The sequence below is a fragment of the Mesorhizobium sp. WSM4808 genome, from assembly GCF_055811675.1.
In genome coordinates, this window is sequence record NZ_JBVVQX010000004.1 from 54,060 (window position 1) to 80,354 (window position 26,295).

The window sequence follows — 26,295 nt, forward strand, 5'->3', positions numbered from 1 at the left end:
AGACGGCATGCGCGACGGCCCCAAACCATAACAATCGGCTTCGACTTGTTCAGCCGAACGAGGCTTTCGTCAAGCGCCGCATCGTCGCTGATTGTCAGATGCACCAGTTGCGGCAGGCTGCTGTCACCATCGCCTTGACCACGCCAACCAGCGGCCCGCCAGATGCTTCCACGATGAGGTGAGCCTTGTCCGCCGATAGGCGTCGCCGGCCATCTTGATGCCTTGCGCCTGCGTCGGGAATGGATGGATGACGTCGGCCAACGCACGCAATCCGATGCCCGATTTGATCGCCAGCGACACCGCATTGATCATCTCGCCGGCATGACTGGCGACGACCGTGGCGCCCAGGATGCGGTCGGAGCCCTCCCTGACGTGGATTTTGACAAAACCCTCTTCCTCGCCGTCCATGACCGCACGGGCGACGTCGTGCATCAGCACTGTATAGGTCTTGACCGGGATGCCGTTCTGGCGCGCCTCCGCCGGATAGAGGCCGACATGGGCGATCTCCGGATCGGTATAGGTGCACCACGGAATGACCAGTTCGCTCAGTTTCCTGCGTCCCCGAAACAGGGCATTGCGCACGACCATGCGGGCTGTCGCCTCGGCGGTGTGGGTGAATTTGTAGGCGAGGCAGACATCGCCCGCCGCATAGATGCGCGGATTTGTGGTGCGGAGACAGTCGTCCACCTTGATACCGTCGGCATCGTAGGCCACCCCGGCGTTTTCCAGGTCGAGGCCGTCGACATTGGGCGATCGGCCGATGCCAGTGATGATCTCATCGACGGAAATCGTCGTCGTGATGTCGTCGCACACCAGGTCGGCGAGCTTCTTGCCGCCTTCCGTTCGTATCGCCACCACCTCGGTGTTGAGGCGAACCTCGACACCTTCGCGCGCCAGCGCATCCGAAAGGATCTGGGCGGCATCGCGTTCCTCACCGGGCAGGAACATCGGTTCGCGCTGCGCCTGGATGACCTTCGCGCCCAGCAGGCAGAAGGCCTGCGCCGCCTCGCAACCGAGCGGTCCGCCGCCGATGACCAGAAGCCGCTTCGGGCACTCCGTGAGATCGAACATGGTCTCGTTGCTGAGATAGCCGGCGTCGGCAAGCCCCGGGATCGTCGGCAGCCTCGGGCGCGCGCCTGTCGCGATCAGCGCCTTTCTGAAACGCAAGATTTGTCCGGCGACCGTGACAGTGTCCCTTCCGGAAAACCGCGCTTCGCCGAAATAAAGGTCGATGCCTTCGGAAATCAGGCTATCGGCGGCATCGGCGCGGCTGATCCGCTGCCGGATCTGCCGCATCCGCGTCATGGCGCGCTGAAAGTTGACGTGAAGACGGTCCGGCATGTCGCCGCCGAAATTCTCGGCATCGCGCATGTCGGCATAAAGCCTTGCGGTGCGGATGATCGACTTCGACGGGATGCAACCGACATTGACGCAAGTTCCGCCGATCAGGTTGCGCTCGATGAGCGCGACCTTTGCGCCGAGGCCGGCCGCTTCGTAGGCGGCGGTCAGCCCAGCCGGCCCGGCACCGATGACCACGATATTGTAGGGATCGTCCGGCTGCGGGTTCTTCCAGTGCGGCGGATGGGCGCCCTTGATCAGCTCGATGTCGTTGTGATCGACAGGAAAGGCGGTAGCCCTGGTCCGGTCACGCGACATCGCCGCCACCCGACGCCGGGCTTGCTGGCTGAGACAGCCAGCCGCCATTGAACCCGGCCTTGCGCAGGCCGTTGCGGATGTGTTGATTTGACCGCATCAGTCTCCAGATCAACCCTGACCGATGGTTCTCGATCATCATCACCACGATGCCTTGATCCAGCCCATAGTGGCCTTCCGACACCCAGCCGTGCCTCCCGAACTTACGCCGGTTCGCCAATGTCGGGTTGAAACCGCTCGGCAGTCGGAAATTACCGATCACCTCGGGGTAGCGGTCACCGAGATGGCGCAACGCCGCCAAGCAGATCTCCGGGGCGAAAGGCAGTGATGCCGGATAGGACCAAGGCGCGATCGTCCCGTCATCGGGCCCGAACGGCGCGCCGCGCGCGGCATAGCCGGAAAACCGCCGGCGCTGTCGCTCCACGCTGGTGCGAAAACCGCCTGGCCCGTCGCCCGCCGAAAGACCCCAAAGGTTCTCGTCGTAGCCGCCATAGCCGTAAGGGTTGTGGCGTGCATAGTCGCGGTGCAGATAGGTCGAGCGGCGGCTGTTTTCGAAATAGTCCGAGTTCTTCTCGCGCATGAAGGCGTCGCGGATGCCGGCGAAATCGATCCAGGCATGCGAGAACTGGTGCATGAACAGCGGACCGCCATACAGCACGTCGTAGCCGTAGATGTTTTCCCACTGATAGGTCGCCGTCCAGCCCTCGTAGCTGTTGTCCGAGGTCGGGCTGTCGGGCGAAGCCATCGACAGGATGTAGAGGATCGTGGCTTCGTTGTAGCCCTCCCAGCCATAGTGGAGAAAGCCGCTCTTCGGCTTCCAGCCTTGTCGCAAGGTCGGGCTTGAGCCTTGTGCCCACCGCCAATCGACGCGCCGGTAGAGCGCCTCGGCCAGTTGGCGGATTTCTGCTTCCTCGTCATCGTCACCGGAGAAATAGGCGCCCGCCACCAGCATGCCCGATATCAGCAACGCCGTATCCACCATCGACAGTTCGCAGCGCCAGACGCGCAGGCCGGTCCGCATATCGAGGAAATGGTAGTAGAAACCCTTGTGGCCGGTGACGTCGTCGCTATGGCCTTGCGGGCTGGCCGAGAAGAAGCGCAGAGCGGCCAGCGTCAGCTTCGCGGCGGCATCGCGCGCCATCCAGCCGCGCTCGACGCCGATCGGATAACTGGACAGCGCGAAGCCGACGACAGCGATGCTGGCCGGCGAATTCGGCCGCGACGTGTCGGCGACCAATCCGTTTTCGGGGTTCACGTTCTCGAGGAAATAGTCGAAGGCGGCGCGCTGATAGCGGTCCAGAAGCTCGTCGTCGGACAGCGCGGCAGGCTCGGCTCTAAGCAAAGGAAACAAGCTCCCGCCGGATGGTTGCAGCGTCCGTCAACCGCCAACCAGTTGCCCCGCACCGGCAGGTCATCACGCATGCTGAACTGTCATGCCGCGTCATAGCTTTCCCGTAGCTTTGTTGCGTCAACGTCGATTCGACGCCTGGGACTATACGCCCCTACCCTCCCGTTCGTTGCGTCGTCACGCGGAATTGAGATGCGTCCTGCCTCAGTAGGTGGCGCGGCCGCCGGAAACGTCAAATACGGCGGCGGTCGTGAACGAACACTCTTCCGAGGCAATCCAGCAGATCAGCGCCGCCACCTCTTCGACCTCGCCGAAGCGCGCCATCGGTATCTTGGACAGCATGAAGTCGATGTGCTCCTGGCTCATCTGCTTGAAGATAGCGGTGCGCACGGCCGCCGGTGTGACGCAATTGACCGTCACCTTGGTCTTGGCCAGTTCCTTGCCGAGCGACTTGGTCAGGCCGATCACCGCGGCCTTCGAGGTGCTGTAGGCCGAAGCGTTGGGATTGCCTTCCTTGCCGGCGATCGAGGCGATGTTGACGATGCGGCCATAGTTGCGCTCGAGCATGTGCGGCACGAGCGCCTTGTTGCAGTAGAAGACGCCGTTGATGTTGATGTCGATGACCTTCTGCCAATCCTCGGTCGAATAGTTCCAGGTCGTCATGTTCGGCCCGGTGATCGCCGCACTGGTGACCAGGATGTCGACACCGCCAAGCGCTTCGATCGCCGACTGCTTGGCGCGTTCCACGCCGGCCGCATCGGCGACGTCGATGGCAACACCGTGGAGGCCGGGAAGGGTGGCTTTGGCCTGTTCGATCTGAGCCGGATCGCGATCCCAGACTGAAACCCGTCCGCCCTCTTCGACAATCCTCTGAGCCACTGCCAGACCGATGCCCGAAGCGCCGCCGGTGATCACCGCCGCTCGATCGCTGAACCGCCCTGTAAAATTCATCGGCATCCTATTTTCCCCATCATCTCAACCCGATGGACGATGACGGCACGCGACCGCCATACCATCGACTGCGACTGTGCGGTCACCATCAGGCGAGTTCAAGCCGGCATGCGAGGCCGATCGTCTGGGCCAATCCCGTTACCCGGGATTTCCCTCGAGCTCTCTGCCCAGCGCCTTCACCATCGCCACCAGCGCCGGTCCGATCTCGGCATGCGCGCGCTCTTCCGTGATGATCTCGCCGATGCCGCCGCAGGTGATGGCAACCAGCGGCGAGCCGTCACTCGGACGGAACGGCACGCCGACCGCATGGATATAGCTGTGCCAGGCGCCGAACGACGTCACATAGCCCTTGTCTGCATACTGGGCGATCGCATCGTCGATCGCCGCCCCGATCATCGCCGCCCTGTCCGGCTCGGCCTCCTGCAAAGCCTCCACAAGGCGAGCGCGCTCCTCAGGTGAAAGGGCCGCCGCATAGGCCAGCCCCATCGATGTCTTCCAGATCGGCAGGTAGGAGCCCGGGTTGAGGCGCAGCGTGACAAGGCTCTCCGACCGGCAGTTGGCGAGATAGACCATGTTGAGGCTGTCGCGGGTGCCAAGCGCCACCGCCGCCCCCGTCAGATCGGCCAGCGGTTGCATCAGCGGCCGGGCGACGTGGACGACCGCACTGGAACTCAGTGCCGAATAGCCCAGCGCCACGGTGGCTGGTCCCAGGCTGTAGCGGCCGAGGTCCTTGTCGTAGAGGAGATAGCCAAGCGCGCTTAGCGTATAGGTGATGCGCGAAACCGTGGCCTTGGGCAAGCCGGTGCGGGCAATGATGTCCTGATTGCCGAGTGAGGCATCGCCCGGGCGGAAGGCGCGCAGGATGCCGAGCCCGCGCACCAGCGACGACGAAAGCTGCGCGCCTTCGACTTCAAGCTCCGTCTCGTCCCTGGTGGCTCGCTTGCGCACGCTGAGGTCTTTCTGGCGTCGTCGTCCGCCTGTCGGGCCGGTGTCGCCGGCGTTTTCCCAAAAATGAAATTAAATTCCATTTATATTTGACAGGCGCTTTCCCTCCCTGTCAATATGCTTCCCTCGATGGCATCTCCCAGCGCCCTGTGCCATCTTACGAAGCCCGTCCTTGTGAAGGTAGCCACGTGTCTCGCTATATTTTGCGCCGGCTTATCGCCATGCCGTTTCTGGTGCTCGGCATCGTCACCATCGCCTTCCTGATCACCACGGTGACCAAGGGCGATCCGCTGACCGCCATTGTCGCCGAACAGCAGATGAGCAACCCCGAAGTGGTGGCCGCCGCCAAGGCGCGCTGGGGTCTCGATCGTCCTTTGCCGGAACGCTATATGATATATCTTGGGAATCTGCTGAGCGGCGATCTTGGCACCTCGTTCATCACCAAGCGCAATGTCGGCACCGACATTCTCTACCGCTTGCCGGCAACGCTCGAACTGGTTTTCGCTGCGATGATCTTCGGCACCACGCTCGGCATTGTGCTTGGTGTGCTGGCCGCCTATTTCCGCAACAGCCTGATCGACCATGGCGCGCGGCTGTTCGCCTTGTTCGGCTCTTCGCTGCCGGTGTTCTGGTCGGGGCTCGGCCTGTTGTTCATCTTCTCCGTCATGCTGAACTGGCTGCCGGGGCCGGGCAGGGTCGATGCCCGCCTGGCATTGCCGCCCGGCATCACCGGCTTCCTGACCATCGATTCGCTTCTGGCTGGCGACTGGACCGTCTTCAAGGACGCGCTCCGGCACCTGCTTCTGCCGGCCTTCGTCCTCGGCTGGACGGTTTCCGGCACCATATCGCGGCTGGTGCGCGCCAACATGCTTGATGTGATGAGCCGCGAGTTCGTCCTCACCGCGCGCGCCAAGGGGGCGAGCGAATTCCGCGTCGTCATCGTCCATGCGTTGCGCAACACCATGGTGCCGACCCTGACCGTCATCGGCTATTCCTTCGCCTATCTGATCACCGGCGCGGTGCTGACAGAAACCATCTTTTCCTGGCCCGGCATGGGCTCCTATGCCGTCGAGGCGGCGCGCGCGCTCGACTTCCCGGCGATCATCGGCGTCACCATCGTCGGCGGCCTCGCCTTCCTGGTCACCAACCTCATCACGGACATCCTCTACGTGGTGGCCAATCCGCGCGTGAGGTTGAGCTGATGGCAGTCGTCGTCACCAACTCCCGCTCCTCGACGGTCCCCGAATGGCTGACCGCGCCATTGGTCATCGGCACGGTCGTCATCCTGTTCTGGCTGTTCATGACCGTATTCGCCGCCTTGGTCGTGCAGTTCGATCCGCTCGAAATGGTCGCACGCCGGCTGCAGTCGCCGAGCTGGGCGCACTGGCTGGGTACCGACGCACTCGGCCGCGATGTGCTGGCCCGCACTCTGCACGGGGCGGCGCATTCGCTGCCGATCGCGGTTCTGGTCGTCGTCTCGGCTGTGGTGATCGGCTCGCTGCTCGGTGCCATTTCCGGGTTCGTCGGCGGGCTGACCGGTGCGGCGATCATGCGGCTTGTCGACGTCACTCTGTCCTTCCCGCCGATGCTGCTGGCTATGGCCGTCGCGGCGTCGCTTGGGCCGGGCCTCGGCAATGCCGCCATCGCCATGGTTCTGGTCTGGTGGCCGGTCTATGCCCGGCTGATGCGGGCGCAGGTGCTGGAGGTGAAGGAGCGTGAGCATGTCGAGGCGGCGATCGCCGCCGGCGCCAGGCCGCGCCGCGTGCTGTTCACGCACATATTGCCGCTTTGCTGGACCCCAGTGCTGATCAGCGCGACCATGGATCTTGGCCAGGTCGTGCTGCTTGCCGCGTCGCTCAGCTTCATCGGACTCGGCGCCACGCCGCCGACCCCGGAATGGGGGTCGATGATCTCCGATGGCGCCGTCCATTTCTACCAATGGTGGATCGCCTTCGGTCCCGGCATCGCCATCCTCACCATCGTGCTCGGCTTCAACTTCATCGGCGACGGCTTGCGCGACATTCTCGATCCAAGGTCGGATTAAGCGATGAGCGCACAGATATCTACAGCGCCGCCGGGTGCAGTCGACAAGGCGGGCAAAGGTGAGCCGCTGCTGTCCATACGCGGCCTGCGGGTCGGATTCCGGCGGGCCGGCAGTCATTTCGAAGCGGTGCGCGGCATCGACCTCGATGTCGCCAAGGGCGAGGTGGTCGGTATTGTCGGGGAGTCCGGCTCGGGCAAGTCCGTCGGCATGCTCGCCGCGCTCGGCCTGACGTCGAAGAACGCGGTCGTCACCGGTTCGGTCCGCTTCAACGGCGACGAACTGGTCGGCAAATCGTCACGCGAAATGCGCAAGATCAGGGGCGCGCGCATCGCCATGATTTTTCAGGACCCGCTGTCCTCGCTAAACCCGGTGATGACCGTCGGCGCCCAGATCGCCGAGGCGGTCAGGCTGCATCAGCGCGTCACCCGCAAGCAGGCCATGGCGCGGGCGGTGGAATTGCTCAATCTGGTGGCGATCCCGCAGCCGGAGCGCCGGGTGAACCAGTATCCGCATGAATTCTCCGGCGGCATGCGCCAGCGCGCGGTCATCGCCATGGCCGTCGCCAACGATCCCGATTTGCTAATCGCCGACGAACCGACCACGGCGCTCGATGTGACGGTGCAGGCGCAGATATTGGCAGTGCTGCGTTCGTTGCAGGAGCGGCTCGGCCTTGGCCTGGTGCTGATTACCCATGATCTCGGCGTCGTCGCCGGTCATGCCGACCGCGTCGCGGTCGTCTATTCCGGCCGTGTCGTCGAACAAGCTGGCGTATCCGAGCTGTTCGCCGACCCGCGCCATCCCTATACGCGCGGCCTCATTGCCTCGATCCCCAATCTCGAGGAAAGCCGCGAGCGGCTGTTTTCGATCGATGGCTCGCCACCCGCACTTGGGCGCTTGCCGGGCGGCTGCGCCTTCCATCCGCGCTGCATCTATGCCGAGGCACGCTGCAGGACCGAGGATCCGCCTTTGCACGACATAGGCGGCCGCTTCTCGGCCTGCCATTTCGCGACGACCTTGCCGCCCTTCCATAGCGCCTCGCTGGCGGCGGCAGAACTGGACAGTGGAAGCATGGCCCCATGAGCGCAGTGGAGCAAACTCAAGTCGAAACCAAGCCGGCGGCAGCGCTTTCCGTGCGCCATCTTGTCAAGGATTTTCCGGTTCGCGGTGGCCTCGTCTTCGATCGCGCGGTTGCCCATGTGCGTGCGGTGGCCGATGTGTCCTTTGACTTGGCGCCGGGCGAAACGCTGGGCCTCGTCGGCGAATCCGGTTGCGGCAAGTCGACCCTCGGACGCTGCCTGATGCGGCTGATCGAGCCGACCAGCGGCGAAAGCTGGTTCCGTGGCCAGAACCTGCTCGCCCTCAACCACGAAGACATGCGCCTGATGCGGCGCTACATCCAACTGGTCTTCCAGGATCCGTACGGGTCGCTGCATCCGCGCATGCGCATCGCCGACAACATCGCCGAACCTTTGCGCATGAGCGACATGTCGGCGGCCGACCGCCGGGCGCGCGTCGCCGAATTGCTCGAACTCGTGCGGCTCAATCCCGATCACGGCAAGCGCTATCCGCATGAACTGTCCGGCGGTCAGCGCCAGCGCGTGGTCATCGCCCGCGCGCTTGCGCTCAACCCGCAAGTGGTGATCCTCGACGAACCGGTTTCGGCGCTCGATGTTTCGGTGCAGGCTGGCGTGCTCAATTTGCTCAGGGATATCCAGCAGTCTTTCGGCACATCCTATCTGTTCATCGCACATGATCTTTCGGTCGTGCGCCACATCTCGCACCAGGTCGCGGTGATGTATCTCGGCAAGATCGTAGAGATCGCACCCGCGGCCGAACTCTATTCGAGGGCGCTGCATCCCTACACGCAGGCGCTGCTGTCGGCGGTGCCGCTCGCCAATCCCGAGAAGGAGCGCAAGCGCGAGCGCATCGTACTGACCGGTGACGTGCCGAGCCCGCTCAACCCACCATCCGGCTGCCGCTTCCGCACGCGCTGCTTCAAGGCGCAGGCGATCTGCGCTGCCGTCGAACCGCCGCTCGATCCGGCTGGCGGTTCGCATCGCGTCGCCTGTCATTTTCCGGAGCCGGTCAACACGTTCAAGACTGTCTGACAGGCCCGCCGAATTCATCCGCGAAGGAATTTTGATCGTGACTGAGGACCATTCCGAAAATGCCAGTACGGCAGGACCCGCGCGCTTGCCGCTCGAAGGCATCAAGGTTCTCGATCTTTCCCGCGTGCTGGCCGGTCCATGGGCAACGATGAGCCTTGCCGATCTCGGCGCCGAAGTCTGGAAGATCGAGAACATCGACGGTGGCGACGACACCAGGGCGTGGTCGGTGCCGAGCTACAAGGGTGTCTCGACCTACTATCTCTGCGCCAATCGCGGCAAGCAGAGCATCGCGCTCGACATGAAAAGCCCGCAGGGGCTGGCCATCGTGCGCGAACTGGCGGCGAAGGCCGACATCGTCGTCGAGAATTTCCGCTCCGGCACCGCCGACCGCCTCGGCGTCGGTTTCAAGGAACTCAGCGCGCCAAACCCGCGGCTGATCTACTGCTCGATCTCCGGCTATGGCCAGACCGGACCCGATGCCGGACGGCCCGGCTATGATTTCGTCATGCAGGCCGAAAGCGGCCTGATGGCCATCACTGGCGAGAGCAATGGCGAGCCGATGCGCGTCGGCGTCGCCATCACCGACATCGTCTGCGGCATGGTCGCGACGCAGTCGATCCTGGCAGCGCTTTACGAGCGCGCGACGACCGGCAAGGGCCAGTTCCTCGACCTGTCGCTGATCGACTGCGCGCTCAGCCTGCTGATCAATGTCGGCAGCGGTTACCTCAACACCGGCCGCGAGGTCGCCCGCTACGGCAATGCGCATCCGACGGTTGTCCCCTATCAGATATTCGAGGCCTCCGATGGCGGCTTCGCGCTGGCCGTCGGCAATGACCGCCAGTTCGCGGCGCTGTGCGAGCGGGTCGTGCAACTCCCGCATCTGGCCAAGGATGCGCGCTTCATCAAAGCAGGCGCGCGTGCCACCAACCGCGAGGCTTTGATCCCCGAATTGGCGGCTGCCTTCAAGACCAAGCCACGCGACCACTGGATGGCAACCTGTGCCGCCGCCAGCGTGCCGGCCGGCACGGTAAAATCGATACCGGAAGTCTTCGATAGCCCCAATGTGCGCGAACGTGGCCTCGTCCAGACCTTGCCGCATCCGCATCTCGGCTCCGTCGCCATGGTGCGCCCGGCACAGGGACTTGCCGCGCAGCTGACCGCCGACTTTACCGCGCCGCCGATGCTGGGCCAGGACACAGCTGCCGTGCTGGCCGACGTGCTCGGCTACAGCGCCGAGACCATCGACCAACTGATCGGCTCCGGGGCTATCAGCGTCTATGCGCCTGCAGCCGAACCGATCCCCGCCTGATCTTCCACGGAACGTGGCAGCCCTCGTCTCGCATTTGCGGGTCGACGACTGAGTGGTTCTTCACTTCAAGAGCGCGAAGAGCCGTTCCCGGAATTGCTCGGCCGGCTACTTCTGCTGGCCGTAATTCTTGTACCGCCCCCGAATGGCGGCTATCTCGCTGCCCTCGATGAGCACCGGTGTACCGGCGCTGCGCGCCAAAAGGTATTGCCGCGCCAAGGTCTCGAGCTTGATGGTGCGGATGAGCGCCGTGTCGAGATCGCCGCCGAAAGCGATCATGCCATGATTGGCGAGCAGGCAGGCCGACCTGTCCTTGAGCGCGACGACGGCAACCTTGGCCAGTTCGCTTGACGCGAACAGCGCATAGTCCGAACAGCGCACATCATCGCCACCGAAACCAGCGACCATGTAATGGAACAGCGGCAGTCCCTCGCGCAGGCACGATAGCGCCACGCAATGGTCGGGATGGGCATGCACGACGGCACCGGCCTCGGGGAAAGCCTTGTAGATCTCGGCGTGCATTTCCCATTCGCTCGACGGCCGGAACGCCCCCTCCCAGCTGCCATCGAGTTGCATCGGCACCATCTGCTCCGGCCGAAGCGCGCTTGTAGCTATTCCCGTCGGCGTGATCATCATGCCGCTTGTCGTCCGCACGCTGATGTTGCCGGTGGTGCCGACATTCATCCCGCTGGCGTCCAGCGTCTGCGTCGCGGTGATCAGGCTGGCGCGTGCAGTCTCGGTGTCCATCACGATGCTTTTCCTGTGGTTGGCCGCATGACAGGTTTTGCCGGTGGCCATATATCGATCGCCGGCGCGACGGTGGTCGCCCGTGTCATGTCTTGCAGGACGTCGGCGAAAATATCCGGGCCGCCGAGCTTCCCCGATTTCAACATCAGCGCCAGCGGCTCGGATGGCAGGCCGGGGAGGTGGGCAGTGGCACGCGACAGTCCCGGCCCCTCATAGGCACCCATGGCGATGCGGTCGATGCCGAGCGCCTTGACCACCGAACCGGCGGTCTCGCCGCCGGCGACGACCAGCCGCCGCACACCGAGTTCGAGCACAAGAATGTGTGCAATCCCGGCCAGCATCTCTTCCGCCTTTGCCGCCACCGCGTTGCGGCCATGCGCCTGCTGCAGCGCTTCGACCGTCGCTTGCGGCGCCGTCGTGGCAATGGCGATCATCGTGCCGGGCAAATGCCGCTGGGCGAAGGCACGCGCTTCGGCCACTACATCGGCGCCGGCGAAGGCGCTGGCCAGATCGATCGTCAGCAGTGGATTGTTTTGCGCAAAGCGTTCGAGCTGTTCGATGGTGCGGTCGGCGACGCTGCCGGCCAGCACCGCCGCTGGGCCGTTTATGGCCGGCAGGCTGGCGGTAACGAGATCGACTGAATTCAGCAGCCCATGCGTGAGCCAGGCCGGTGGCAGATGCGCGGCGACCGAGGAATTGCCGGTCATCAGCGGCAGGTCGAAAGTCGCTTCCGCGATCGCCGCCAGGTCGCGTTCGCGGATCGTGTCGGTGACCAGCAGCGTCTCGCCACGCCCGTTGCGCTCTCGTACGGCGCTGCGGATGGCCTCCGCCCCGCCATCGACCACGAGATAGGGCACCAGCCCGACCTTGCCCTTGCTCTGCGCCTGCAGCACGCGAACCAGATTGGAATCGGTCATCGGCGTCAACGGATCGAAGCGCTTGGGCGATTCACCCAGCAATTGGGCGCCGCCGAACATGTGTCCCTGATAGACGGTGCGGCCGGTCTCACACAGCGCCGGAGTGAACAGCGTGACGCCGCCGCCGAGGCGCTCGAGCAGCGCCTCGGCGCAAGGACCGATGTTGCCGGCAGGTGTCGAATCGAAAGTGGCGCAATATTTGAAGAAGATCTGCCGGGCACCAGCTTCAAGCAGCCGGTCCGCCGCCGCCAGAACCTGGCGCACCGCATCGCTGGCCGCGATGACGCGTGTCTTGAGCAGGATCACATGGGCAAGATTGCCTGGTGGGATCGGCGCACTCAGTCCGACCGTGCATCCCGTTGGAATGCCGCGCGCCACCAGCATCGACGCCAGCTCGGTGCCGCCGGTCAGATCGTCGGCTATGGCGCCGAACAGGAGTGAAGGCGTCGCGGTCATGCGCCCCGTCTCATGTCCGTCTGCACCATGGCTGCCCGTCTCGCAGTTGCCTGTCTCATGTCGGTGGTCAGGCCATTCGTGGTATCATATACACAGCCCACGCGACGCAGGCGACGCCTGCGCCACTGCAAGAACGGAGAGCGGATGTGACTGCTTCTATCGCGCCGATCGCGCGCGACAATCTGACGACGCGCGTCTACGAGGAGCTTCGCCGCGCCATGATGGAAGGCCGTTTCTGGCCGGGCCATCGCTTCAAGATCCGCGACCTCGCCGCCAGCCTTCAGGTGTCTGAGACGCCAGTGCGCGAGGCGCTGATGCAGCTGGTCCGCGAAAAGGGTCTGGAGATGGAGGCTGGCCGTTCGATCACCGTCGCCCAGCTGTCGCTGGCCCAATATCTGGAACTGCGCAGCATCCGGCTGCATCTCGAAGGCATGGCGGGGGCGGCGGCAACAACGCGCATCGAGCCACGGGAGATCGACCGTCTGGCCGAGGTGCATGACAGACTGATTGCCAACGAGGACAATGGCCATTGGTTCGAAGCCGTCCGCGACAATTGGGAATTCCATCACTCGATCTACCAGGCGGCGCAAATGCCGGAGTTGCTGGCCATCATCGAGGGCATCTGGCTGCGCAACGGACCACTGGTGAACTATCAATACCCGCACGCCAGGCCGACCTACGACGGCCGCCACCGGCACCTCGACATTCTCGACGCGCTGCGGGCGCGTGACGAGAACGGCGTGCGCAAGGGCATTCAGCAGGACATGATCGAAGGCGGACGCCTGTTGGTCAAGGTTCTCGAACGGCTGAACGACGGTGCGGTCACGCCGGAGGAACTGCGCCGCGCGGCGCAGAACGGCCGCCTGGTGTCGGCCGTCGGCTGAGCGATTTGTTCCTTCCCACCGCATCGGCGCTGGTCACGCCACCTGCGCGGCTGCGGCCATGCCGGCATCGGCAGCCTGCAGGGCGAGATCTATGTCTTTTGCGGTATGCGCGGCACTCAGGAACATGTTGTGCCGGGGGTGGAAATAGGCGCCCTCGCGCAAGGCGGCCGAGCAGAAGGCGTCGGCCTTTTTGAATTCGGCATCGCCGTCGAAGAGCACCATCGGCATCGACACCGGGCCGGTCTGGCGAAGCGACAGGCCATGCTTCTTCGCTGCGGCATCGAGGCCTGAGCGCAGCCTGTCGCCGGCTTCAGTCATCCTGGAGATTGCGTCGGTGTCGCGCAGCGTGTTGATGGTGGCGATCGCGGCGGCCATGGCGACGGCGCCATACCAGAACGACCCCGTCACATAGACCTTGGTCGCGGCTTCGCGAAACCGGTCGGTGCCGGTGATCGCGGCAAGCGGATAGCCATTGGCGATCGCCTTCGAGAAAGCGGACAGGTCCGGCCGTACGCCGAGCGGTTCCCAGCTGCCGGCGAGATCGATGCGGAAGCCGGCCCTGACATCATCGACGATCAGCGCCGCGTCGGCGGCGGTGGTCAGCTCGCGCGCCTGTCTGGCGAAGGCGGCGGTCGGCAGTTCCTGGTCGCGGGCGATATCGTGGCGGAAAGCGGTGACGACGACGGCGGCAAGATCGCTGCCGGCCTGCTCGACGGCTGCCTCGAGGCTGGCAACGTCATTGTAGTCGAAATGGATGATATGGGCGCGGTCCTCGGCGGTGACGCCGGCGAGCGAAGGCGTGCACCACGGCACGGCGCCGTGATAGGAGCCGCGCGCGACCAGCACCTTGCGCCGGCCGGTGCCGGCGCGTGCGATCGTCACGCAGGCCGTGGTGGCGTCGGTGCCGTTCTTCTGCAGCATCGCCCAGTCGGCATGCGCGACGGTCTTGACCAGCAGTTCGGCCAGCTCGACCAACACCTCGCCAGGGCCGTTCATCGCATCGCCCAGGCGACGCTGCCGCTCGGCCGCTGCCTCGACCGCCTGATGATGGTGGCCGAGGATATTGGGGCCCCAACTGCACATCAGGTCGATGTACTCGCGGCCATCGACATCCCAGACCCGGCAGCCGTCGGCGCGCTCGAAGAATTGCGGATAGGCGGAGCCGAGATAGCGCGTCGCCATGTGCCCCCACATGCCGCCCGGAATGACCGAGGCCGCGCGCTCGCGCAGCAACTGGTCTTTGGAGTTGATCAGGGAAGGCATAGCGAGTTCTCCGCGTATTGATATATCATATATTGATCTTAATGCTGGAAGAACAGGATTTGCTGACCGTCCAGGATGAGGAAGCGGGAGGCGGCTGGCCGCCTCCCGCATCTTTTCGCTCAGTGGCTGAGTTCCGCCAGCGGGAGGTTGCAGCAGGCGCTGTAACGCACGCCCTTGACGTCCGATTTGTAGGCCAGGATCAGGTTCGGGCTGATCAACGGCAGGATGATCCTGTCCTTGATCATCTCCTCGCCGGCCTGGTGCCACAGCTTGGCGGCCTCGTCGCCGCTTGCCGCAAGGGCTGCCTTGTAGATATCCGCTCCCTTCGGATTGAGCACCGACGGGTCGCGCTCCGCGCCGGCGCGGCGCGCCCACGGGCTGCCCTTGGTCATGGCGAAATAATCGACGTATTGCGACGTGCCGTAATAGTCCGGCGCGTAGAACACCGCGGTCATCGGGATGCCGTCGCCATTGACGCGTTCGCGCCAGTTGGCGAAGGGAATCGGCTGCAGGTCGAGCTTGATGTTGATCTTGGCCAAATCCTGCTGAACCTTCTGCATCAACAGCGACAGATCAACGCCATAGACGTTCATGCCGGGAAACGCCGCTTCCATCTCAAAGCCGTCGGCGTGTCCGGCCTTGGCCAGAAGTTCCTTTGCCTTGGCGACGTCATAGGGCTGCGCCTCGAATCCCGAACCGCCGGGGAAGCCGAGCGGGATCGGCGCGCTGATCAACTGGCCCTCGGAGCCGATGGTGAAGTCGAGGATGCTCGGACGGTCGAGGCCGAGCGAGATGGCCTCGCGCACTTCGGGCGTCAGTGGCACCTTGTTGGCCTTGGCGCCGGGCGACAGCGCCACATAGATGAAATTGTAGGACGGCACGGTCTCGATCTTCACGTCGCTGCCGGTCATCGTCTTGGCCGTGTCCGGGTCGATCTGCATGGCGATGTCGGCGGTGCCGCTCTGCAGCATCTGTGCCTGGGCCACCGCATCCTTGGTCTGGCGGATGACGACTTCGCTCAGCGCCGGCGCCGTGCGCCAGTATTTGTCGTTGCGTGCCAGCCGCAGTTCCGAATTGGGCTCATAGGATTTCAGCACGAACGGTGCGCTGCCGGCCGAATGCGCCAGAAACCAGGCCTCGGCATTGTCTGTCGTCGAAGCGTCCGCATCGGCCTTGGCGCCGGCTTCGGAAGCAACCTTGCTGTTGACGACCGCTGCGTAGGGCGCCGCCGCGATGTTGAGGAATTCGGAGCTCGGCGCGACCATCTTGACGACCACCGTATGCGCGTCCGGGGTCTCGATCGAGGCGACATTGTCCATCAGGAACGAGGCGCTGCCCTTGAGGTTCTTCAGCCTCTCCCAGGACCATTTCACGTCCTTGGCTTCGACCGGCGAACCGTCCGAGAATTTGGCGGCCGGGTCGAGCGTGAAGGTGAAGCTGCTCTGGTCGGCATTGCCTTCCCATTTGGAAGCGAGCAACGGGATCAGCTTGTTGTCCTTGTCCAGCGTCAGCAGCGATTCATAGACGCTGGAATTGTAGATCTGGCAGGTGTCGCAGAAGGCGCGGTGCGGATCGAGCGAGTTGAGGTCGATGTTGCGCGCAATGACCAGCGGCTTGCTGTCCTGCGCGAACGTGGCCGGCGCCCAGAAGGCGCTGGTGGCCAGCAGCACGGCTGCCAGCATCGTCGCCCTGGTCTTGTTTCTCTGTAGGATGCTCATGTCAGTTCTCCCATTTTCTTGTCGGATCTTTGTGGCAATGCGTTCGCTCTATCCACCCACGGCAGTGAGGGATTGAAGCGCGGCCTTGAGCTTTTCAGCGCCGCCCAGTGCGGCGCGGTTGAGCGGGGCCGATACGACGGGAGCCGAGAGGCTTCCCGTCACATGCAGGATCTCGTGATCGAGATAATCGAACACGCGATCCTGAATCTCCTGTGTCAGTCGTCCGCCAAGCGATAGCCCACGCTGCACCTGTTCGATGACGGCTACCCGGTTGGTCTTGCGGATCGAGGCCTCCACCAGCGGCCAGTCGAGCCCGGTCGGGTCGAGGCTGCGCAGGTCGATGATCTCGGCATCGACGCCGGTCTCCTCGACCACCTGGCTGGCGACGGCAACCATGCTGGCGCTGGTGAGCAGTGTACAGGCGCTGCCCGGCCTGACGATCTTCGCCTTGCCGAGCCGCACGCAATAGTCGCGGTCGTCCGCAGGCACAGGGCCTTCGCTCGGGAACAGCTCGACATGCTCGATGACGACGACCGGATCGTCGCATTTCAGCGCTGAATTCATCAGGCCGATATAGTCGAAGGGCGTCGTCGGCGCGACGATGCGCCAGCCGGGAAACAGGGCGAACAGGCCGGACGGATCGCCCGAATGCTGCGAGCCGTAGCCGGTGTGCGGCGAGACGCGCACCCTGACCACGATTGGCACCGGAAAGCCGCCGCCGAACATGTGGCGCACCTTGCTGACCGCGTTGAACAGCTGGTCGGCGGCAACCAGGCAGAAGTCGCCGAACATGATCTCGACCATCGGCCGCAAGCCGCAAAGCGCTGCACCCAGCGCCACCCCGACAAAACCATTCTCGGCGATGGGCATCGCCAGCACACGCTCCGGCCAGCGCTCCAGCGCGCCCTTTGTGGCGCCCGAAACGCCGCCGCGCAGCCGGTGCACATCCTCGCCCATGATGATGATGCGCGCGTCCTGCTCCATGGCGCGCGCAATCACCTCGGACGCGGCAACCATGAACTTGACCGGCCTGGTGTCGGCCGGCGGCACGTCCTCGATCTCGAGGAAGCGCTCGCCCTTCAGTTCGGAAAGATCGCCGCGGATCTGGTTGTCGACGTCGCTTGGGTCCGGCCACAGATGATCAGGAATGCGCAGCGCGTTGCCGCTCATCTCGGTCAGGGAATCGGCAGCGGTGTTGACCACCTCCATGACGCGCTGGTCGAGTGTACCGAGGTCCGAAGCGTTCAGGATGCCCATCGTCTTCAGGCGAGCCGCCATCGTCGCAAGCGGGTCGCGCGCTTTCCAGACGTCTTCCTCGGCGCGCGTGCGGTAGCCGAATTCGCTGCCCGGGCGGGCGCCGCTCTGGTGTAGAAACCGATAGCAGAGCGCCTCGACCAGCACCGGGCCGCCGTCTTCCTCAATCGTCCGGCGCGCCTCGCGCATGGCATGGTGGACTGCCACCACATCCATGCCGTCGCATTCGATGCCGCGAAAGCCGAGCATAGGTCCGCGCGAGGCCAGCCGCGTCTCTCGCGTCTGCTCATTGATGTGCGTGGAGACGGCATAGAGATTGTTTTCGGCGAAAAAGATCACCGGCAGCCGGTAGAGCGCGGCGATGTTCATCGCCTCATAGGCCGGCCCTGCCATCATCGTGCCGTCGCCGAAGAAGGCGACCGAGATGTTGCCGGTGCCGAGCAGTTTGTCGGCGAGCGCATAGCCCGCCGCGTGCGGCAGGTTGCCGCCGATAATGGCGCTGGTGCCTGGGATGCCGGAGGCATCGTCGCGCATATGCATCGAGCCGCCACGGCCGCCGCAATAGCCTGACTTGAGGCCCATGATCTCGGCCATCAGGCCGCGAACCGATCCCTGCATGCCTGGGTTGAAAGCATCATGCAGCGGGTCGAATCCGCCGGGCGTCTGCGCGTTGACAAGCTTGGCCAGCACCTGGTGATGGGCACGGTGGGTGCCGTTGATGCGGTCGCCGGTGCCGAGCACGGACATGGCGCCGACCGCCGTGGCCTCTTGTCCGATGCTGGCGTGGGCCGGACCATGCACCAGCCCGGCATTGGCCAGATCGAGCACCTTTTCCTCGAAACGGCGGATGAGCAGCATCTGGTGATACCAGCGCACCAGGCTCGACACCTCGGCGTCGGTCCAGTCCGAATCATCGACATCTAGCCGCAACCAGGGCGCCGATGGCTGGATCGATGTCTGCTGGACCATGTCAGCTATTTCCGCTCTGGTAGATGATATATCAAATATTTTCTCAGTCGATTGGGCCGTTCATTTTTCCTGGGGGCACGACGCTGGCAAGAAGGTTGCAGGCAAATGGAATTAAATTTCATTTTTGCGAGAAGGCAAAGACTAAGCCGGGACGGCGCGGTTCCGCAAGAGGAATTTTGAGACTGCTAGCAGCGCCAATGTCGGTTTCTTGGGCCGACAGGTTTTCTCACGTATTGGATATTGGTATGATATAATCACACCGACATTATAGGAGAAATCATGGCTGCCACCGAAAAGCGCACCTTCAGCCTGCCAACAGAGCAGGCTGCTTTCATCGACCGTCTCGTTGAATCAGGAACCTACGCGACCAGCAGTGAAGTGATCCGCGCCGGCCTTCGCGCCCTGCAAGAGCGCGACGCGGCCGTAGAGCGCTGGCTCCGCGAGGAGGTTGTGCCGACCTATGACAGGTGGAAGGCGGATCCTTCCCGAGTTATCCCAGCCAACCAGGCTTTTGACGACATCCGCGCTCACCACGCCGCCCGCTTTAAGAGGGATGTGTGAAGCGCCGGCATATTGTTCTGTTGCCGGAAGCCTTAGCGGACTTAAGATGGATATACGACACCATCGAGATCGCCGCCGGCAACGTCACGGCCATACGCTATATCGAGCGTATCGAAGCCTACTGCCAGGGTCTCGACTACGCCTCGGAGCGCGGAACACGCCGTGACGATCTGCGGCCAGGGCCTTCGGGTTGTCGGTTTCGAGCGCCGTGTAACGGTGACCTTTACAGTGGAATCCGACCAAGTGGTGATCTTCCGTGTGTTCTATGGCGGCGCCAATTGGGAGGATGAGCTCTAACCTGCAACGGGAAAAGCGTAACCCGCTTAGCTGTCCGAACCCGGGCTATCGGTCGACCCGATGCTGGAAGAACTGCAAAAACAATTCCCGCTCCGTGGTGATGTCGAGCTTCTCGTAGATGCGCCGGCGATGGTTCTTGACCGTGCCGACGGTGATGCCGAGGCGTTCGGCGATGTTGGCCGTCGGGTGACCGGCGAGGATCAGTTGGACCAATTCCCGCTCGCGTAGTGACAGCTCCGGCCACAGGCTGGCTGGAATGGTCGGTTCCCGCCGGGGCGAGGCGCCGGGGCCTGTCGGCGCTGACGTGCGGGAGAATTCCGTTCCGCGCGCCTTGATGTCGAGCGCATGCAGCGCCTCGAACACCGGCAGCCGTTCATCCAGCAGGGCGATCTCGCTGTCCTTGAATGGCGTGGTCGAGCGGTCGAGGAAGATGCCGAGGCACCAGTCGCCGCCGTCCGCCAGCATGATGCCGACCTCGTCGCAGATCTCCGACTGCGCCAGGAAGCCGGCTATGTACTGGCCGCGCTTGGCCTCATCGTTGGCAAGCCGTTTCAGCGGCATGATGCCCAGCCTTCGCTCGCGTCGCCACGACGCATAGAACGGGTCGAAGACATAGTAATTGTCGAGATAGCGCCGGACCATTTCGTCCGAGAAGCGTCGGTGTTTGATGAATTCGGGTGTCTGCGTCGTCGAATAGCGCGTCACCGTGACGAGGTCGTGCTCGATATCCGCGCCGATCAGGTCGATCAGGCAGTCGACATGCCTGTCCGTGCCGGTGGCGGCGATCGCTTTGGCGAGCGGCGCCCAGATGGTCCCCATGCGCATGCCCTTTTTTCGGCGATGTCAGCTCAGCCGTCATTATGTCTTTAGGCATATGGCGCGAAGCCGCCCATCGAATCTAGCCTTGCGTCAACCTAGACCAGATCCCGAGGCGACCGTGACCCAACCCAATCTCACCGGCCCCATCGTCGGCAATCCAATCGTCATCGGTATCGACGCCGGCGGCACCATGACCGACACGATCCTTGTCGATCAGGACGGCCACTTCAAGATCGGCAAGTCGGCGACCACGCCGAAGAACGAAGCCGAAGGTTTTCTCGCGTCTGCCGAGGACGCGGCGGATGCCTGGGGCATCTCGCTGGAATCATTGTTTTCCGGCGTCAACGTCGTGCTCTATTCCGGCACCGGCATGCTCAACACACTGTTGTCGCGCACCGGCCGCCGGCTCGGCCTGATCACCACCAAGGGCCTCGAGGACATGATCCTGATGGGCCGGGGGCTGCAGGCCTGGGCCGACTATTCCTATGCCGACCGGCTGCATGCCGTCACCCATCACCATCCAGATCCGCTGGTGCCGCGCCGCCGCACGCATGGCGTCACCGAGCGCATCGACCAGTTCGGCGACATCGTGTTGCCGCTCTACGAACACGAAGTCTCCGCCGCGGCGAAAAAATTGATCGCCGACAAGGTCGAGGCGATCTGCATCATGACCATCTTCTCACATGTCAATCCGGTGCACGAGAAGCGCATCGCAGAGATCTGCCGCGCGGAGGTCGACAAGGCCGGTGCCGACATCATCGTCTACACCAGCCACGAGGTTCGTCCGGTCATCCGCGAGCAGTCGCGGCTGAACTCGGTGCTGATCGAGGCCTACGCCACGTCGCGCGGCCGCAAGCAGCTCAAGGGCATTGAGGATGTCTCGAAGAAATACGGCTTCAAATATGGCGTGCAGACATTGCTCTCCTTCGGCGGCCTGACCTCGATCAACCACCCGCGCCTGCATGAAACCATGATCTCCGGCCCGATCGGCGGCATTCTGGGCGCTGCCTATGTCGGCAAGCTGATCGGGAACGACTCGCTGATCTGCTCGGACATGGGCGGCACCTCTTTCGACATGGGCGTCATCACACGCGGCCAGACGCGGATCGAGAACGAGCCGCTGATGGACCGTTTCAAGCTCAACGTGCCGACGCTGCATCTCGACACGATCGGCGCCGGCGCCGGCATGATCCTCAAGGTCGATCCCCTGACCAAGAAGGTCTCGCTTGGGCCGGAAAGCGCCGGCTCGGATCCCGGTCCGATCTGCTTCGATCGCGGTGGCACCGAGCCGACCATCGCCGATTGCGACGCCATCCTCGGCCGCCTCAACCCACACTATTTCCTGGGCGGCAAGGTCGTGCTGCAGGTCGAAAAGGCGCGCCGCGCCTTCGAGGAAAAGTGCTCCAGCGTGCTCGGCGTTGGTGTCGAGGAAGCCGCGGAAGGCATGATCGACATGCTGGAGTCCGATGCCAACAACGCGCTGCGCCGGGTCATTTCCGGGCAAGGCATCCATCCCTCCGAATTCACGCTGCTGTCCTATGGCGGCTCGGGACCTTTGCATCTGGCCGGCTGCTCCAGGGGCATCGGCTTCAAGGACATCATCACCTTCCAGTTCGCGGCCGCCTTCTCCGCCTTCGGTTGCACCACGGCCGATTTCATGCGGCGTCATTCCGTCTCCACCCAGCACGACATCCCGTCACGCGCCGACGGGGCTACGCTGGCCGCCTTCGGCGCCAAGGTCACCACGGTCTGGAACGACCTGACCAAGGCAGCGGTCGACGAGATGATCGCCGACGGCCATACCAGGGAGAAGATCAGGACCGTGCCGTTCCTGATGATGCGCTACACCGGCCAGCTCGAGGACGTCGAAGTCATGGCGCCGCTGGCCGAGGTCGGTTCGGCCGACGACATGCGCGGGGTTATCGACGAGTTCGAGGCGGTCTATGCCAAGGTCAACCATCGCGTGTCGCGCTATGGCGAAGCCGGCTTCACCATCACCGAACTCGGGCTGATCGCCACCGCAGACAAGGTCAAGCCGGTGCTGCTCAAGCGGCCGCTCGGCAAGTCTGATCCGGCAGTCGCCCACAAGGGCGTGCGCGAGGCCTATATCGGCGGGCGCTGGCACAAGGCCAATCTCTACGAGATGGATCTGCTTCAGCCCGGCCATGAAGTCATCGGCCCGGCCATCATCGAACATCCCGCCACCACGCTCGTCGTTCATCCGCAGGACCGTGTCCATGTCGATGAATGGACGCTGCTGCACTACACCCACGCTTGAGAGGGCGACCGCCATGTTGGACAAACCTGCCTCGGCCCTGCGCCTTCGCGAAAGACTGCTCGATTCCGAGCGGCTGATGGAGGAGACCGGCTGCTATGACGGCATCACGGAACTCACGCTGCGCAACCAGGATCCGCTGAAATTCGAGACGCTGCACACCAAGCTGCGCGCCTATTGCGTCTCGGCACGCGAAATGGCGCGCCGCATCTCGGCCTCGCCCGGCGTGCGCGAGGTCGGCGAAATGGTGGTCGCCATCTACACGCCCGAGGGCGACGCCATCGCTCTCTCCAACGGCATCATGGTGCATGTCCATACGATGAGCCGCTTCATCAAATGGATGATCAAAAACGGCTACGAGGACAACCCGCGCATCCGCGAAGGCGACATCTTCGCCAACAACGACGCCTTCATAGGCACCGTGCAGGTGCCCGACGTGATGGACGTGGTGCCGATCTTTCATGAAGGCACGCTTGTCGGCTGGGCCGGCGCCGTCTGCCACGAGCTGGAGGCCGGCGGCATTACCCCAGGCGGTGATGTGTGTCTCGCGCAGGAGCGCTTCACCGAGGGTCTGTTCGTCTGCGCCGAGAAGATCGGCGAGAACGACGAGATCCGCCGCGACTACGTCATCCGCTGCGAGCGCAATCTGCGCATGCCGATCTACTGGGTGCTGGACGAGAAGGCCAAGGTCGCCTCCTGCATCGATATGCGCGAAAGCGTCAAGCAGCTCATCTCCGAGATCGGCCTCGACTACTGGATGAAGGTGTCGAAGGAGTTCATCGAGGAAGGCCGCCGTGCCCAGCTCGCCCGCACCCGCCAGCTCACCGTCCCCGGAATCTATCGCGGCCACACTTTTTACGGCCACGTCACCGCAGGCAAACCCGGCTTCCAGCTGCTCGGCGATCCGGACTGGCTCTACAACATCCCGATCGAGATGGAGATCACCACCGACGGCAAGATCACCATGGACTTCGAGGGCACGCAGCCCTGGGGCTACCATTCGATGAACTGCACGCCGGCCGGCATGGATGGCGGCATGTTCGTCACCTTGACCCAGCACATGAATTTCGAAGGGCTGGTCAATGACGGCGCCTGGATGGCGACCGAACTGAAACTGCCGCACGGCACCTGGACCAATCCCGACAACGAGATGGTGGCGACCGCCACCTCGTGGGCGCTGCTGCTGCCAGCCTATGGCGTCTTCCAGCGGCTTTTGTCGCGCAGTTTTATCGCGCGTGGCTTCGTCGAGGAGGCCTTCGTCGGTCAGGTCAACAGCCCCATGATCGAAATGGGTGGCCAGAGCCAGTACGGCACGCCGTTCGGCATGGCCCATTTTGAATGCGCCGCCGCCGGCTCCGGCGCGCTCGCAATCAAGGATGGTCTCGACACCGCCTATGTCGGCTGGAACCCGGAATCCGACATGGGCAACATCGAGGTCTGGGAACAGTCGATGCCGATGGTCTATATCGGCCGCTCGATCGTGCCCAACTCCGGCGGTGCCGGCAAATATCGCGGCGGCTGTTCCTTCGTCTCGACCTGGCTGATCAACAAGACGTCGCATCTGCGGCTCCACACCTCCGAACATTCTTCGCGCGTGTTCGACAATGGCGGCATGTGCGGCGGTTATCCGGCGCCGACCTGCCAGAAGCATCGCGCCGTGCGCAACTCAGACATTCACGAACTCGCGGCAAAAGGCGAACCGCTGGCGCATGCGCCCGGCATCGATCCGCATGTCTCCGACTACGAGCGGAACATCGGTGGCGACCATGTCGTGGTCGAGGGCCCCTACATCACTGCGCCGCACAAATCCGGCGACATCTTCAGCCATTCCTACAATGGCGGCGGTGGTTACGGCGACGTACTGGAGCGCGATCCGATCAAGACCGCCTGGGATGTCGAGAACGGCTTTCTCACCCGGCAAGCGGCGGACCAGGTTTTCGGCATTGTGCTGAAGGACGATGAAGACGGCTATCCCATCGCCGATATCGACGCCACGGTCGAGCGCCGCGCCGCCATGCGCAAGGAGCGTCTGGCCAAGGCGGTCCCTGTGGTGGATTGGATCGCCAAGGAGCGTGGTCGTGTCGAAAAGGCCGATTTCGCCCCCGAGGTGAAGAAAATGTACGCCAGCGCGATCAAGCTGTCGCCGCGCTTCACCAGCGAATTCAGCGAGTTCTGGAACGTCGATGCCAGATCGATCTTCATGCCGGGAGCAAAGCCATGACCTCGTATAGCAAGGAAGTCCTGGGCGATCTGGCCGCAGGCAAGCTGCCCTGGCCACAGACAAGGCGGATCATGAGTGCCTACAAGGACGATGACCGTTTCTTCAAGATGGTTGCCGTCTATCAGGATCGTGTCGCCTGGAAAGATCCGATCCTGCTGCCGGTCTCGGACCATCTGTTCATCTGCCAGAGCGGCGATGAGCGCATTACCCGCTGCGAATGCGGCCACTCCTTCGGCGACTATCGCAAGAACTGGAAGCTGAAGGCTGCGATCAACGTCCGCAACACCGAGGGGGCTTTGCGCGAAATCTATCCCAACAGCGATCTCCCCGATCCCGAATGGATGGAGATCCGCGAATTCATCTGTCCGCAATGCGGCACGCTGCACGAAGTGGAAGCGGCGGCACCTGGCTATCCCATCGTCCACGATTTCGAGCCCGACCTCGAAGGCTTCTATCGCGAATGGCTAGGCAAACCGCTCCAGCAAACATGAAACGCTGGCGATGGAGGCTGCGCCGGTGTGATTGCCAAATACGGTCAGGCCTGATTGCCTGCCCGGAACGAAGTGGAGACCGTGCGCCATGAACAACCTTTTCGGCCGTAGCGCCATCGTTACCGGTGGGTTCTCGGGCATGGGCTTTGCCATTGCCACGGCTTTGGCTGAAGCCGGCGCGAACGTCGCCGTCGGCTCCTACATCGCGCCGGCCGGCGCCGACAGGTCCGATGCCGCCTATTATCCCGGCGCGGACGAGATCGGGCGCGTGCGTGCGGCTCTTGCCGCCCACGGAACGAGGGTTCACGCCGCTCATCTAGACGTGCGCGACAGCGACGTCGCCAATCGGTTCGCGGCTGACGCCGAGGTGGCCATCGGCCCCGCCGATATCCTGGTCAATGCCGCTGGGACGACCGCGGAGCAGCCGGTCTGCGGCCATTCCGACGCGCTATGGGACAAGATCGTCGATACCAACCTGACGGGCGCCTTCCGCGTCACGCGTGCGGTACTGCCGGGCATGATCGAACGCGGCTGGGGCCGCATCGTCAACATCGGCTCAACCGCCGCCTCGGTCGGCTGGAAGGACAACCCAGCCTACTGCGCGTCCAAGGCCGGCCTTCTCGGCCTCACACGCTGCGTGGCGCTGGAAGGGGCAGCGCATGGCGTCACCTGCGTCATGATCAGCCCGACCTGGGTCGAGACCGAACTGATGCGCCGCAATGTGGCGCAGGTCGTCGAGCGCCAAGGCAAGGGGCGCACCGCTGAGGAAGCGATGGCCGAGATCGCCAAAAGCAACCCGCAGCAGCGCATGCTGCAGCCGCAGGAGATCGCGGCTCTGGCGGTGTTCCTGTGCTCGGATCTCGCCAAGGGCATCACCATGGAGAACATCCAGATCACCGGCGGAGCGCTTTGGTAGCGGCTGATCTCTCCGCAGATGCCTCGCTGTAAGACAAGGTGACCGGATTTGCCATTGAGCGCCGGGCGCAATAGGTTATATTGCACTGCACAATGGAGACGCCGTTTATTGCACGCCCATATTTGCGAAGATTCCGGCCGGCTCATGGCTTG

The 26,295-nt window shown here is 63.7% G+C and carries 22 protein-coding genes; 12 read left to right on the forward strand and 10 right to left on the reverse strand.

Annotated features, from left to right (window positions below; genetic code table 11):
* Positions 1 to 123: 123 nt before the first annotated feature.
* The 4 genes from AC0L2U_RS08000 to AC0L2U_RS08015 all read right to left on the reverse strand — a co-directional run bounded on the left by AC0L2U_RS08000 (position 124) and on the right by AC0L2U_RS08015 (position 4,900).
* Positions 124 to 1,656 (reverse strand): mercuric reductase, encoded by a 1,533-nt coding sequence (locus AC0L2U_RS08000; protein ID WP_473601719.1) that lies wholly within the window; start codon positions 1,654 to 1,656, stop codon positions 124 to 126.
* On the reverse strand, positions 1,646 to 2,995 hold the full coding sequence (locus AC0L2U_RS08005) for a glucoamylase family protein (protein ID WP_127266934.1): 1,350 nt from the start codon (positions 2,993 to 2,995) through the stop codon (positions 1,646 to 1,648). The genes AC0L2U_RS08000 and AC0L2U_RS08005 overlap by 11 nt, the downstream gene beginning before the upstream one ends.
* A 210-nt stretch (positions 2,996 to 3,205) precedes the next feature.
* Complete coding sequence (locus AC0L2U_RS08010) at positions 3,206 to 3,958, reverse strand: SDR family NAD(P)-dependent oxidoreductase (RefSeq protein WP_127328828.1); 753 nt, start codon at positions 3,956 to 3,958, stop codon at positions 3,206 to 3,208.
* Between the two features lie 132 nt (positions 3,959 to 4,090).
* Positions 4,091 to 4,900 carry an IclR family transcriptional regulator gene (locus AC0L2U_RS08015; protein ID WP_127808161.1) on the reverse strand — a complete coding sequence of 270 codons (810 nt, stop codon included), beginning with the start codon at positions 4,898 to 4,900 and terminating at the stop codon, positions 4,091 to 4,093.
* Positions 4,901 to 5,085: 185 nt separating this feature from the next.
* Here AC0L2U_RS08015 and AC0L2U_RS08020 point away from each other — a divergent pair, with 185 nt between their 5' ends.
* From AC0L2U_RS08020 to AC0L2U_RS08040, 5 genes are read left to right on the forward strand one after another with little or no spacing between them, the layout of a single operon-like run.
* Entirely contained in the window at positions 5,086 to 6,099 is a 1,014-nt protein-coding gene (locus AC0L2U_RS08020) for an ABC transporter permease (RefSeq protein ID WP_127380424.1), read from the forward strand.
* Positions 6,099 to 6,941 (forward strand): ABC transporter permease, encoded by an 843-nt coding sequence (locus AC0L2U_RS08025; protein ID WP_473601720.1) that lies wholly within the window; start codon positions 6,099 to 6,101, stop codon positions 6,939 to 6,941. Before AC0L2U_RS08020 ends, AC0L2U_RS08025 begins: the two co-directional genes overlap by 1 nt.
* Positions 6,942 to 6,944: 3 nt before the next feature.
* Entirely contained in the window at positions 6,945 to 8,021 is a 1,077-nt protein-coding gene (locus tag AC0L2U_RS08030; RefSeq protein WP_473601721.1) for an ABC transporter ATP-binding protein, read from the forward strand.
* Positions 8,018 to 9,049, forward strand: a complete 1,032-nt coding sequence (locus tag AC0L2U_RS08035; RefSeq protein ID WP_127328823.1) for an ABC transporter ATP-binding protein — start codon at positions 8,018 to 8,020, stop codon at positions 9,047 to 9,049. Before AC0L2U_RS08030 ends, AC0L2U_RS08035 begins: the two co-directional genes overlap by 4 nt.
* Before the next feature lie 37 nt (positions 9,050 to 9,086).
* A complete protein-coding gene (locus tag AC0L2U_RS08040; RefSeq protein WP_473601722.1) occupies positions 9,087 to 10,358 on the forward strand; it encodes a CaiB/BaiF CoA transferase family protein in 1,272 nt (423 codons plus the stop codon).
* A 105-nt stretch (positions 10,359 to 10,463) separates the two neighbouring features.
* Here the strand turns inward: AC0L2U_RS08040 and AC0L2U_RS08045 are convergent, their stop codons facing one another.
* A complete protein-coding gene (locus AC0L2U_RS08045; RefSeq protein ID WP_127322881.1) occupies positions 10,464 to 11,102 on the reverse strand; it encodes a class II aldolase/adducin family protein in 639 nt (212 codons plus the stop codon).
* Positions 11,102 to 12,475, reverse strand: coding sequence for a 3-oxo-tetronate kinase (otnK, locus tag AC0L2U_RS08050; protein ID WP_128287584.1), 1,374 nt, complete (start codon positions 12,473 to 12,475; stop codon positions 11,102 to 11,104). The genes AC0L2U_RS08045 and otnK overlap by 1 nt, the downstream gene beginning before the upstream one ends.
* Positions 12,476 to 12,621: 146 nt before the next feature.
* Here otnK and AC0L2U_RS08055 point away from each other — a divergent pair, with 146 nt between their 5' ends.
* Entirely contained in the window at positions 12,622 to 13,359 is a 738-nt protein-coding gene (locus AC0L2U_RS08055; RefSeq protein WP_127267755.1) for a GntR family transcriptional regulator, read from the forward strand.
* 33 nt (positions 13,360 to 13,392) lie between these two features.
* Here the strand turns inward: AC0L2U_RS08055 and AC0L2U_RS08060 are convergent, their stop codons facing one another.
* From AC0L2U_RS08060 to AC0L2U_RS08070, 3 genes are all read right to left on the reverse strand, one after another.
* Positions 13,393 to 14,622 (reverse strand): aminotransferase class III-fold pyridoxal phosphate-dependent enzyme, encoded by a 1,230-nt coding sequence (locus tag AC0L2U_RS08060; protein ID WP_128287583.1) that lies wholly within the window; start codon positions 14,620 to 14,622, stop codon positions 13,393 to 13,395.
* Between the two features lie 119 nt (positions 14,623 to 14,741).
* Complete coding sequence (locus tag AC0L2U_RS08065) at positions 14,742 to 16,304, reverse strand: ABC transporter substrate-binding protein (RefSeq protein WP_292702040.1); 1,563 nt, start codon at positions 16,302 to 16,304, stop codon at positions 14,742 to 14,744.
* Between the two features lie 84 nt (positions 16,305 to 16,388).
* Positions 16,389 to 18,563 carry an alpha-ketoacid dehydrogenase subunit alpha/beta gene (locus AC0L2U_RS08070; RefSeq protein ID WP_127808154.1) on the reverse strand — a complete coding sequence of 725 codons (2,175 nt, stop codon included), beginning with the start codon at positions 18,561 to 18,563 and terminating at the stop codon, positions 16,389 to 16,391.
* A 279-nt stretch (positions 18,564 to 18,842) separates the two neighbouring features.
* Here AC0L2U_RS08070 and AC0L2U_RS08075 point away from each other — a divergent pair, with 279 nt between their 5' ends.
* Both AC0L2U_RS08075 and AC0L2U_RS08080 read left to right on the forward strand, forming a co-directional pair.
* Positions 18,843 to 19,124 (forward strand): type II toxin-antitoxin system ParD family antitoxin, encoded by a 282-nt coding sequence (locus AC0L2U_RS08075; RefSeq protein ID WP_023811572.1) that lies wholly within the window; start codon positions 18,843 to 18,845, stop codon positions 19,122 to 19,124.
* Complete coding sequence (locus AC0L2U_RS08080) at positions 19,121 to 19,414, forward strand: type II toxin-antitoxin system RelE/ParE family toxin (RefSeq protein ID WP_348629729.1); 294 nt, start codon at positions 19,121 to 19,123, stop codon at positions 19,412 to 19,414. The genes AC0L2U_RS08075 and AC0L2U_RS08080 overlap by 4 nt, the downstream gene beginning before the upstream one ends.
* A gap of 52 nt (positions 19,415 to 19,466) precedes the next feature.
* On the opposite strand, the gene AC0L2U_RS08085 is transcribed toward AC0L2U_RS08080, so the two are convergent.
* Positions 19,467 to 20,246, reverse strand: coding sequence for a helix-turn-helix transcriptional regulator (locus AC0L2U_RS08085; protein WP_127397718.1), 780 nt, complete (start codon positions 20,244 to 20,246; stop codon positions 19,467 to 19,469).
* Between the two features lie 112 nt (positions 20,247 to 20,358).
* Between AC0L2U_RS08085 and AC0L2U_RS08090 the strand changes: the two genes are divergently transcribed.
* The 4 genes from AC0L2U_RS08090 (at position 20,359) to AC0L2U_RS08105 (ending at position 26,143) form a co-directional block, all read left to right on the forward strand.
* Entirely contained in the window at positions 20,359 to 22,518 is a 2,160-nt protein-coding gene (locus AC0L2U_RS08090; protein ID WP_127808153.1) for a hydantoinase/oxoprolinase family protein, read from the forward strand.
* 13 nt (positions 22,519 to 22,531) lie between these two features.
* The gene (locus AC0L2U_RS08095; RefSeq protein WP_127395546.1) at positions 22,532 to 24,736 is read left to right on the forward strand and encodes a hydantoinase B/oxoprolinase family protein; all 2,205 of its coding nucleotides are present in this window, start codon (positions 22,532 to 22,534) and stop codon (positions 24,734 to 24,736) included.
* A complete protein-coding gene (locus AC0L2U_RS08100; RefSeq protein WP_127328812.1) occupies positions 24,733 to 25,227 on the forward strand; it encodes an acetone carboxylase subunit gamma in 495 nt (164 codons plus the stop codon). Before AC0L2U_RS08095 ends, AC0L2U_RS08100 begins: the two co-directional genes overlap by 4 nt.
* 88 nt (positions 25,228 to 25,315) lie before the next feature.
* Complete coding sequence (locus tag AC0L2U_RS08105) at positions 25,316 to 26,143, forward strand: SDR family NAD(P)-dependent oxidoreductase (protein ID WP_127395547.1); 828 nt, start codon at positions 25,316 to 25,318, stop codon at positions 26,141 to 26,143.
* Positions 26,144 to 26,295: the final 152 nt, after the last annotated feature.

What these genes read in the sequence shown, in the direction of transcription:
- AC0L2U_RS08000 (WP_473601719.1), bottom strand. Translation starts at nt 1,656, where the DNA reads ATGTCGCGTGACCGGACCAGGGCTACCGCCTTTCCTGTCGATCACAAC.
- AC0L2U_RS08010 (WP_127328828.1), bottom strand. Translation starts at nt 3,958, where the DNA reads ATGCCGATGAATTTTACAGGGCGGTTCAGCGATCGAGCGGCGGTGATC.
- AC0L2U_RS08025 (WP_473601720.1), top strand. Translation starts at nt 6,099, where the DNA reads ATGGCAGTCGTCGTCACCAACTCCCGCTCCTCGACGGTCCCCGAATGG.
- AC0L2U_RS08030 (WP_473601721.1), top strand. Translation starts at nt 6,945, where the DNA reads ATGAGCGCACAGATATCTACAGCGCCGCCGGGTGCAGTCGACAAGGCG.
- AC0L2U_RS08035 (WP_127328823.1), top strand. Translation starts at nt 8,018, where the DNA reads ATGAGCGCAGTGGAGCAAACTCAAGTCGAAACCAAGCCGGCGGCAGCG.
- AC0L2U_RS08045 (WP_127322881.1), bottom strand. Translation starts at nt 11,102, where the DNA reads ATGGACACCGAGACTGCACGCGCCAGCCTGATCACCGCGACGCAGACG.
- otnK (WP_128287584.1), bottom strand. Translation starts at nt 12,475, where the DNA reads ATGACCGCGACGCCTTCACTCCTGTTCGGCGCCATAGCCGACGATCTG.
- AC0L2U_RS08060 (WP_128287583.1), bottom strand. Translation starts at nt 14,622, where the DNA reads ATGCCTTCCCTGATCAACTCCAAAGACCAGTTGCTGCGCGAGCGCGCG.
- AC0L2U_RS08065 (WP_292702040.1), bottom strand. Translation starts at nt 16,304, where the DNA reads ATGCTGGCAGCCGTGCTGCTGGCCACCAGCGCCTTCTGGGCGCCGGCC.
- AC0L2U_RS08070 (WP_127808154.1), bottom strand. Translation starts at nt 18,563, where the DNA reads ATGGTCCAGCAGACATCGATCCAGCCATCGGCGCCCTGGTTGCGGCTA.
- AC0L2U_RS08075 (WP_023811572.1), top strand. Translation starts at nt 18,843, where the DNA reads ATGGCTGCCACCGAAAAGCGCACCTTCAGCCTGCCAACAGAGCAGGCT.
- AC0L2U_RS08085 (WP_127397718.1), bottom strand. Translation starts at nt 20,246, where the DNA reads ATGCGCATGGGGACCATCTGGGCGCCGCTCGCCAAAGCGATCGCCGCC.
- AC0L2U_RS08095 (WP_127395546.1), top strand. Translation starts at nt 22,532, where the DNA reads ATGTTGGACAAACCTGCCTCGGCCCTGCGCCTTCGCGAAAGACTGCTC.
- AC0L2U_RS08100 (WP_127328812.1), top strand. Translation starts at nt 24,733, where the DNA reads ATGACCTCGTATAGCAAGGAAGTCCTGGGCGATCTGGCCGCAGGCAAG.
- AC0L2U_RS08105 (WP_127395547.1), top strand. Translation starts at nt 25,316, where the DNA reads ATGAACAACCTTTTCGGCCGTAGCGCCATCGTTACCGGTGGGTTCTCG.